Raw genomic sequence first — 8,877 nt, 5'->3', positions numbered from 1 at the left:
CGACTTCCGCACGGCACCCCGAAATCCGTAACGCACAAGGAACTTGCCCCATGACCCTGATGGATCAGGCGACCGCCCTCCCCGCCCGGCAGACACTGCCGGCCGAGGAGCGGCACGCCACCGAGCTCGCCTTCCTCGCCGCCCACGACGACGGTCCGCGCCCGCCCCGCTGGGCGCTGACGCCCCGCGCCGTGGTCACCTTCGTCTGCGGCAGCGGCGGCGAGACCCTCCAACTGCCCAAGCCGCACGAGACGCTGCCCGCGCGGCTGGCCATAGCCCCCAAGTTCGTCGGCGAGCGCGCCCTGGTGGAACGCTGCGTGGTCACTCTCGCCGGTGAGCGCGGCCTGCTGCTGGTCGGCGAACCGGGCACGGCCAAGTCGATGCTCTCCGAGCTGCTCGCCGCCGCCGTCAGCGGCACCAGCGGCCTCACCGTGCAGGGCACGGCCGGCACGACGGAGGACGCGTTCCGCTACGGCTGGAACTACGCCCTGCTGCTCGCCCAGGGGCCCACCCCGCAGGCCCTGGTGGCCTCCCCGGTGCTGACCGCGATGCGCGGCGGGCAGGTCGCCCGGATCGAGGAGATCACCCGCTGTCTGCCGGAGGTGCAGGACGCGCTGGTGTCGATCCTGTCCGACCGGCGCCTGAGCGTGCCCGAACTCGCGGGCACCGCCGACGCGTCGGTCCCCGCCTCCCCCGGCTTCAGTGTCATCGCCACCGCCAACCTGCGTGACCGGGGCGTCTCCGAGATGTCCGCCGCCCTCAAGCGGCGCTTCAACTTCGAGACGGTCCATCCCATCGCCGACGCCGACGCCGAGACGGCTCTCGTGCGCGGCCAGGCCACCGCCGCCGTCCAGCGGGCCGGTGCCGCCTTCGCCGTGGACGACGCCGTACTGGACGCGCTGGTCACCGTCTTCCGCGACCTGCGGTCCGGCCGCTCGGCGGAAGGCTGGGACGTCGAGCGGCCCGGCACGGTGATGTCCACCGCGGAGGCCGTGCAGGTCGCCGCCTCCCTCGGCCTGGCCGCCGCCTACCTGCCCGCCGGGGACCTCCTCGACCTCGTGCCCGGGCATCTCCTCGGCGTCGTACGCAAGGACGACCCCGCCGACCACGGGCGTCTGCTCGGCTACTGGGACGGCCCGGTCCGCCGCCGCGCCGAGGACGGCTCCGCGATGTGGCGGCGCCTCTGGGACCTGCGGGAGAACCTGCGTTGACCGTCGACCAGGCGGCGGAGACCGTCGCACGGCCGAGGACATCCGTCGCCGGCCCCCGGGAGGCGGTGGCAGCCCTCGCGGCCTCCGTGCGGCCGTACCTTCTCGGCGTACGCCACCACAGTCCCGCGCTGGCCTCCGCCGTGCCCGCTCTGCTGGACGCCGCCGAGGCCGAGGTGGTGTGCGTCGAGCTGCCGGCCGACTTCCAGCGGTGGCTGCCGTACCTCGCCGACCCGCGCGCCGTCGCCCCGCTGGCAGTCGCCGGCGCCCGCGAGGACGGCGGGCTCGCCTTCTACCCCTTCGCCGACTTCTCGCCGGAACTCGCCGCGATCCGCTGGGCCCGCGAGCGAGGGGCCGCCGTGCTGTGCTGCGACCTTCCGCTGACCGATGCGGGCTGGTCCGATCCGGCCGGGCCCGGCGTCGGGGACACCGTCCCGCACACCCCGTCGGCCCACGCCGAAACCGGCTACGCCGACGGCCTCAGCGCCGCCGGCACCGGACGCGACGGCGACGACCTGTGGGACCGCGCCGTCGAAGTCCTCGCCCCCGGCTGCGCGCCCGAAGCCGTCCGCCGTGCCGCCCTCGGCGTCGGCTGGGCCCTCCGCCAGGACACGGCGGCCACCGGCGGCATCCCCGCCACCGACCTCGCCCGCGAAGCCCATATGCGCCGCGTCCTCACCGAGGCCGCCGCCGGTGGCCGCCGCGTCGCAGCCGTCGTCGGCGCCTTCCACGCCCCGGCCCTGTCCACGGCGGACCACACCGCCCCGGACAGGGCGGTCCCCGGCACGGGAGACGCCGACCGTCCGGCGCCGGTCACCTCGCTGGTCCCGTACGCCTTCGATCTGCTGGACTCGCGCTCCGGGTACCCCGCCGGTATCCGCGACCCCCGCTGGCAGCAGGCGGTGCTCACGGCCGGCGGCGACCCGGGCCGGGTGCGTGACGCCGCCGCCCGCGCGATCACCGGGCTGTGCCGGGAGATGCGTGCCGCCGGGCACACCGCCGGCACGGGTGAGGCGACCGAGACCCTGCGGCTGGCGTGCGACCTCGCCAGGCTGCGCGGCCTGCCCGCACCCGGCCGGGGGGAGCTGCTGGAGGCGGTGACCACCGTGCTCGGCCAGGGCGAACCGCTGGGCCGGGGCCGGGCGCTGGCCCGCGCGCTCGAAACGGTGCTGGTCGGTGCCGAGCGGGGGCGGATCGCGCCCGGCACGCCCCGATCGGGGCTCGGCCCGTCGGTGGAGGCGGAGCTGGCCTCGCTGCGGCTGCCGGGTCCGGACAGTGCGGAACCCCGTGAGCTGCGCCTGGACCCGTTGCGGTCCGAACTCGACGGCGGACGGGAGGTCCTGCTCCAGCGGCTCCAGGTGTGCGGCGTCGGATACGGCGAGCCGGTCGCGGTGTCCGGTACGGGGGACGCGTCCGCCCTCACCACGCGATGGCGGCTGGCCTGGACCCCGTCCGTGCCGGCTCGGCTCGACCTGGCGGGCGTACGGGGCGTCAACGCGGCCCAGGCCGCCGCCGGAACGCTGCGCGAGACGTACCGTCGGGAGACGGCCGACGGCGGCGCCACCTGCGCGCAGCTCCTGAGCGGGCTGCGCGACGCGGCCCGCTGCGACCTGCCCGATCTGGTCGCCGACCGCCTTGCCGAGGCCGCCGTCGTCCTTCCCTCCGCAGCCACCCTCCCCGAACTCCTCGACGCCCTCGACCTGTTGGAGGCGCTGCGCCGGGGCCATCTGCCCGGCACCACGCCGGAGGGACGCGGGCAGGCCGCCGAGCTGGCCGTCACCCTGCTCGAAGCCGCCGTGCGATCACTTCCCGGACTGGCCGGCAGCGACGATCCGCAGGACGCCGCCGCGCTGGTCGCGCTGGCGGCCCGGGCGGGCGAACACCGCCTCGGGCTGCGGATGGACGACGCCCTGGGCGCACTCGCGCGCACCGGGTCCCCGCTCGTCCAGGGGGCCGCGTCGGCGGCCAGGGTCCTCCTCGACCTCGACAGCCCCGACGCGCTCGGCGCCCGTGCGGCGGGCTGGGTCGACGCCGCGACCGGCGCGGACGGCCGGCACCGTCTGGCGCGCCTGCTCACCGGCCTGCTGACCGCTGCCGGGCCGCTGCTCGAGGCAGCCCCCGCCGCCCTCACTCCCCTGCTGAACCGCGTCGACGGACTCACCGACCAGGACTTCCTTGACCGTCTGCCCGCACTGCGCGGCGGCTTCGACACCCTCTCCCCGGCGGCCCGCGACCGCCTGCTGCACACCGTCACCGAACGCCTCGGCGACCGGCTCGACCTCACGCTGGCCGCCCCGCCCGAACTCATCGCTCTGTGGACGGCCGCCGACGCCGCCGGACTCGCCACGCTCGACGCGCTGGGGCTGCCGTTCCCTGCGGGCTCCGTGCCCGGTGCCGACGACTCAGCCCGTCGGGTGGCTCAGAGGGTCCTGGACACGTCCGAAGGAGACTGCATGCAACCCGCGGTCGCAACGGCGACCACCGCGCCGGGCGGCGCCGCACCCGCAGCTCCGGACCCGGCGGAGCCGCGCCTCGTTCCCGCCGACCGGTGGCGGCTGTTGCTCGGCCGGCAGACCGACCGGCTCCCCGTCGGAGCCCGCCGTTACGCGCGCGCACTCGACGAGTTGTACGGAGCCGGACGCGGCGAGGGGGCGGGTGACCTGAGCAACGGAACCGGCGGCGGCCAGGAGGATGCCTTCCCCACAGCTCGCGAATGGGCCGCGGAACTCGAGGCCCTGTTCGGGACCGAGGTCCGGGAGGAGGTCCTCGGCCGGGCCGCCGACACGGGCCGTACCGACGTACTCGCACAGCTCGACCCGGACGCCGTACGCCCCTCCGTCGAGCTGCTGGCCTCCGTCCTCTCCCTCGCCGGAGGCATGGCCGAGCAGCAACTCGCCCGGCTCCGGCCGCTCGTACGCCGCCTGGTCGACGAACTCGCCCGCGAACTCGCCACCCGGCTGCGCCCGGCTCTGACCGGCCTCGCCACCCCGCGCCCGACCCGCCGGCCCGGCGGCCGGCTCGATCTGCCGCGCACCCTGCGGGCCAACCTCGCCCACACCCGCCGGCTCGACGACGGCCGGACCGTCGTCGTTCCCGAACAGCCGGTCTTCAGCACCCGGTCCCGGCGCGAGGCCGACTGGCGGCTGATCCTCGTGGTCGACGTGTCCGGCTCGATGGAGGCCTCCGTCATCTGGTCGGCACTGACCGCCGCCGTACTGGGCGGCGTACCCACTCTCTCCACCCACTTCCTCACCTTCTCCACCCGGGTGATCGACCTGACGGACCAGGTCGCCGATCCCCTGTCCCTCCTCCTGGAGGTACGGGTCGGCGGCGGTACCCACATCGCGGCCGGGCTCGCGCACGCCCGCTCCCTGGTGACGGTTCCCAGCCGCACCCTCGTGGTCGTCGTCAGCGACTTCGAGGAGGGGTATCCGCTGGGCGGCCTGCTCGGAGAGGTACGTTCGCTGGCCGCGTCCGGTGTCCATCTGATGGGCTGCGCCGCTCTGGACGACACCGGAGCGCCGCGCTACTCGGTGCCCGTCGCCCAGCAACTCGTCGCGGCCGGAATGCCCGTGGCCGCCCTCAGCCCACTCGCCCTCGCCCGCTGGGTGGGCGACCGCCTTCGCGGAGAAACCCGATGAACGAGCAACTCCCGCCCGTCGCCCCGGATGTGGTGGCCGGCGCCGTGGAGGGTCTGACCTCCCGGCTACGCAGGAAGCTGGACGCGGCGGTCGAGCAGTACGCCACCCTGCGCGCCTCGGTCGACGGCGACACCGTGTCCGTCAGCTGCGGCGAGGACGCCGTGGTCACCCTGACACCCGGGCCCTCCGGCACGGTCACCACCGCCGACCAGGCCTACTGCACCTGCCTGCTCGCACCCCGCTGCCTGCACCGGGCCGCCGTGCTGGGTGCCTGCCCGGTGGCGGACGCGGAGACCACGACGGCAGAGGCTACGACGGCGGAGACCAGCGCGGCTGGGAGCACGACCGGACCCGCTCCCCAGGCCGAGCCCGTCGCGGACCCGGAGTTCCCCGCGACGGCGACCGCCGCCCCCGCCCTCACCGTCGCCCTCGTCCTCACCCCCGCCCAGACCACGGCAGCATCCGGTCTGTGGTCGGCCGCCGCGGCGGTCCTCGCCGCCGGGGTGCCGGCCGCCGGCGCGGTGCCCCAGGCCGAGCTGCTGCGGGCCGCGCACACGGCCCGCCTGGCCGGCCTGCACCGGGCCGAGGCCGCCGCCGTGCGCGTCGTACGCGGCCTGCGTGGCGCCCGCGCCCGGCACGACGGCCATCGCCTGGCCGATCTGACCGCCGCCCTGAGTGAACTCCTGCTCACCACCGGCCTGTTGGCGGCGGCCCACCCCGACCCGGCACTGATCGGCACCGCCCGGCGCGGTTACCGGCCGGGCGACGGCGGGCTGCGCGTGCACGGGGTCTGCCGTGAGCCGGTGATCAGCGCCACGGGCTACGGCGGCGTGGTCACCCACCTCGTCACCGACGACGGCCGCTGGTTCTCCGTCGCCGACGTCAAGCCCGGCGGCCCGGCCCGCGCCCGGGGCGCCGCCACGGCTCCCGTCTCCCTCGGCCCGGCCGCGCTCGACCACTCCCAACTCGCGCGCGGCGGCCTGCTGATCACCGGGGCCACCGTCTCCCCGGACGGCCGCCTCGGCTCCGGCAAGGGTGTCCGGGCCACCCCGCTGACCGGCATCCCCTGGTCATCGGGGCCGCTCGCCGCCCTGTTCGCCCGCCCGCTCGCCGAGACCGTCGCCGAACGGCTCGCCACGGCCCCGGGCCAGGACGGCGAGGACGGACGGTCCGGTGAACCGATCGGCTGCGACCTGATCGTCGTCGGCGCCTTCGGCGACCGTCTCCTGGCCCGCGAACCGACCGCCGCCGACGGCCCCCTCGTCCGCCTCGCCCCCGCCAACGGCCACCCCGACCTCGCACACACCGCCAACCTCCGTCGGCTCGCCTCCCGCCCCGGCCTCCACATACGCGTGATCGGCCGGATCGACCCCGACCGGGCCGCCACCCTCCGCCCGCTCGCCGTCGGCCCGGTACCGGGCACCGAGGTGACCCTCCGGCTTCCCCCGGAGTGGCTGGGCCGCGCCGATCTCGGCTACGACCGTATCCAGGGCACGCATCTTCCGCCGCCCGACGCCGGTCCGCCCGCCGGAGCGATCGCGGGGTCCCCGCCCGACCCGCTGGCCGACTCACCGCTGTGGCGGGTGCGGCGGCTGGTCGAACTGGCCGTCGCCGGAGGCCGTCGCGCGGTCGCCGAGCCCGCGCGCAGCGGCGATCTCGGCCGCGACACGGCTTCCCTGCGCCGTGCGGGATTCCGTACCGCCGCCGACCTGGCCACGGCACTCACCGCGGCGGCCGACCGCCGCACCCGTGACGTCTTCGGCCGGCTCGACGAAGCCGACCCCGGCCACTACGCGTCGGCCTGGCTCGCCGCGGCGGTCCACCTGGCGAGCGCCGAACGGGCTCTGGTCCGGGCCACTTGGAGTGATCCCGGTCGCCCCGACCCGCGGTGCGACGGCGACCCGACCCACGGCCGGAGCCGCGATCGGAGCCGTGTCGGCTGAAGAAGCGCCTCGCGCTCACGGCCCCGGTACGGGGGTGACGCCGATCCTGGCGACGGCCGGCAGGAGCGGACGGTGGTGGTCGGATGTGGTGAGTTCCTGGCCGTAGGGGCCGGAGAGGAGTACGCGGGAGGCGGTCGGCAGCTCGTGCAGCCGGGACGGCATCCGGCCGTCGGTGACCCTCTTGACGCTGACGCCCAGTTCGGTGTCGCTCGGGGCGAACGAGGGGGCGCCGGGACGACGGCCGTGCCGAGAGGGAGGCTCTTTCGGCCTGTGCGCGCACCCGCTCCCGACGCCACCCGGTATCCGGCTGAACAACTGGGGCCCCACCAGCCGTAACTGATCTGTGTGGCGGTCGGGAGACCGCACCGAGCGAAGGAGCACACCATGAAGGCGACCGCGCAGATCGGCGTCACCGGCCTTGCGGTGATGGGCCGGAATCTGGCCCGGAACTTCGCCCGGCACGGTTACACCGTGGCCCTCCACAACCGGACCCCCGCCAGGACCAAGGCGCTGGTCGAGGACTTCGGGCACGAGGGCGACTTCGTGCCGGCCGAGACGGCCGAGCAGTTCGTGGCGGCCCTGGAGCGCCCCAGGCGGCTCATGATCATGGTGCAGGCGGGTGCGGCCACCGACGCGGTGATCGACGAGTTCGCCGCGCTCCTGGAGCCCGGCGACATGATCATCGACGGCGGCAACGCCCACTTCAGCGACACCCGCCGCCGGGAACTGGCCCTGCGCGGGCTCGGTATCCACTTCGTGGGGGTGGGTGTCTCGGGCGGCGAGGAGGGCGCGCTGAACGGGCCGAGCATCATGCCCGGCGGCTCCGCGGCGGCGTACAGCGCGCTCGGGCCGATGTTCGAGACGATCAGCGCCAAGGTGGACGGCGAGCCCTGTGTCACCCATGTCGGCACGGACGGTGCCGGGCACTTCGTGAAGATGGTGCACAACGGCATCGAGTACGCCGACATGCAGCTGATCGGCGAGGCGTACCACCTGCTGCGCCAGGTCGGCGGCTATGAGCCGGCGCGGATCGCCGAGGTCTTCCGCCAGTGGAACAAGGGGCGGCTCGACTCCTACCTGATGGAGATCACCGCCGAGGTCCTCGCCCACACCGACGCCTCCACCGGCAGACCCTTCGTGGACGTGGTGGCCGACGCCGCCGGGCAGAAGGGCACCGGCCGCTGGACCGTACGGACCGCCCTGGAGCTCGGTTCCCCGGTCACCGCCATCGCCCAGGCCACCTTCGCCCGCGCCGCCTCGGGCCAGCGGGCCCTGCGCGCCGCGTACCGCGAACTGCCCGGGGGCACCAGCTGGGACCTCACCGCGTACGAGTCGGAGCGCTTCGCCTGTCTGGTCGAGCACGCCCTGTACGCCTCGAAGCTCATCGCCTACGACCAGGGCTGGAAGATGATCCTGGACGCCTCGGCCGAGTACGGGTGGGACATCGACCTCGGCGCGATAGCGAGGATCTGGCGCGGTGGCTGTATCGTCCGCGCCGCCTTCCTCGACCGGGTCCGGGCCGCCTACGCCGCCGATCCGTGCCGGGTCACCCTGCTCACCGAGGAGGGGTTCGCGGGCGAGATCGCCGACGCCCAGGTGCCCTGGCGCGAGGTCGTCGCCACGGCCGCCCGGCACGGGGTGCCGGTCCCGGCCTTCTCCGCCGCCCTGTCGTACTACGACACCCTGCGCACCGAGCGTCTCCCGGCCGCCCTCACCCAGGGCCAGCGCGACTACTTCGGCGCCCACACCTACCGGCGTACCGACCGCGAGGGCCGCTTCCACACGCTCTGGGAGCGGGCCGACCGGAGCGAGACCGAGGTGATCTGACCTCGCCCGGCCCGCACCGCGAACGGGCCGGCCACGCCCGCGGCGTCACCGCTGGGTGTGGCCGGCCCGGGGCCGTGTGCGGGCGGCTCAGGTCGTGCAGGGGCTGCCGTTGAGGGTGAAGTCGACCGGCTCCTTGTTGCTGCCCTGCCAGCTGGCGAGGAAGCCGAAGGAGACCGTGCCGTCGGCCGCGACGGACCTGTTGTAGTCGGCGGCCGTGGCCGTGACGCGGGCGCCGTCCTGAGCGAAGCTCGCGTCCCA

The 8,877-nt window shown here is 75.5% G+C and carries 6 protein-coding genes; 4 read left to right on the top strand and 2 right to left on the bottom strand.

The window, feature by feature from the left end; translation table 11 throughout:
• Window positions 1–50 precede the first annotated feature (50 nt).
• The 3 genes from STRTUCAR8_RS23705 to STRTUCAR8_RS23695 are packed head-to-tail and all read left to right on the top strand — an operon-like array spanning window position 51 to window position 6,792.
• Window positions 51–1,211, top strand: coding sequence for an ATP-binding protein (locus STRTUCAR8_RS23705; RefSeq protein WP_044472752.1), 1,161 nt, complete (start codon window positions 51–53; stop codon window positions 1,209–1,211).
• A complete protein-coding gene (locus tag STRTUCAR8_RS23700) occupies window positions 1,208–4,849 on the top strand; it encodes a vWA domain-containing protein (RefSeq protein ID WP_006378481.1) in 3,642 nt (1,213 codons plus the stop codon). Before STRTUCAR8_RS23705 ends, STRTUCAR8_RS23700 begins: the two co-directional genes overlap by 4 nt.
• Window positions 4,846–6,792 (top strand): SWIM zinc finger family protein, encoded by a 1,947-nt coding sequence (locus tag STRTUCAR8_RS23695; RefSeq protein ID WP_006378484.1) that lies wholly within the window; start codon window positions 4,846–4,848, stop codon window positions 6,790–6,792. The genes STRTUCAR8_RS23700 and STRTUCAR8_RS23695 overlap by 4 nt, the downstream gene beginning before the upstream one ends.
• A 15-nt stretch (window positions 6,793–6,807) precedes the next feature.
• Here the strand turns inward: STRTUCAR8_RS23695 and STRTUCAR8_RS52615 are convergent, their stop codons facing one another.
• Window positions 6,808–7,119: a ferredoxin reductase domain-containing protein gene (locus STRTUCAR8_RS52615; protein ID WP_158697421.1), complete on the bottom strand. Its 312-nt coding sequence runs from the start codon at window positions 7,117–7,119 to the stop codon at window positions 6,808–6,810.
• A gap of 57 nt (window positions 7,120–7,176) precedes the next feature.
• Here STRTUCAR8_RS52615 and gndA point away from each other — a divergent pair, with 57 nt between their 5' ends.
• Complete coding sequence (gene gndA, locus STRTUCAR8_RS23690; RefSeq protein ID WP_006378482.1) at window positions 7,177–8,619, top strand: NADP-dependent phosphogluconate dehydrogenase; 1,443 nt, start codon at window positions 7,177–7,179, stop codon at window positions 8,617–8,619.
• Window positions 8,620–8,706: 87 nt separating this feature from the next.
• Here gndA and STRTUCAR8_RS50020 read toward each other — a convergent pair.
• Window positions 8,707–8,877 (bottom strand): cellulose binding domain-containing protein (locus STRTUCAR8_RS50020; RefSeq protein ID WP_006378486.1); only part of this gene is annotated, 171 nt, incomplete at its 5' end.

Source organism: Streptomyces turgidiscabies Car8, assembly GCF_000331005.1.
Classification (GTDB): domain Bacteria; phylum Actinomycetota; class Actinomycetes; order Streptomycetales; family Streptomycetaceae; genus Streptomyces; species Streptomyces turgidiscabies.
This window is presented reverse-complemented; position numbering and strand designations above follow the sequence as displayed.

Bases quoted from the DNA above. Each gene is read 5' to 3' on its own strand.
- STRTUCAR8_RS23705 (WP_044472752.1), top strand. From the start codon at position 51: ATGACCCTGATGGATCAGGCGACCGCCCTCCCCGCCCGGCAGACACTG.
- STRTUCAR8_RS23695 (WP_006378484.1), top strand. From the start codon at position 4,846: ATGAACGAGCAACTCCCGCCCGTCGCCCCGGATGTGGTGGCCGGCGCC.
- gndA (WP_006378482.1), top strand. From the start codon at position 7,177: ATGAAGGCGACCGCGCAGATCGGCGTCACCGGCCTTGCGGTGATGGGC.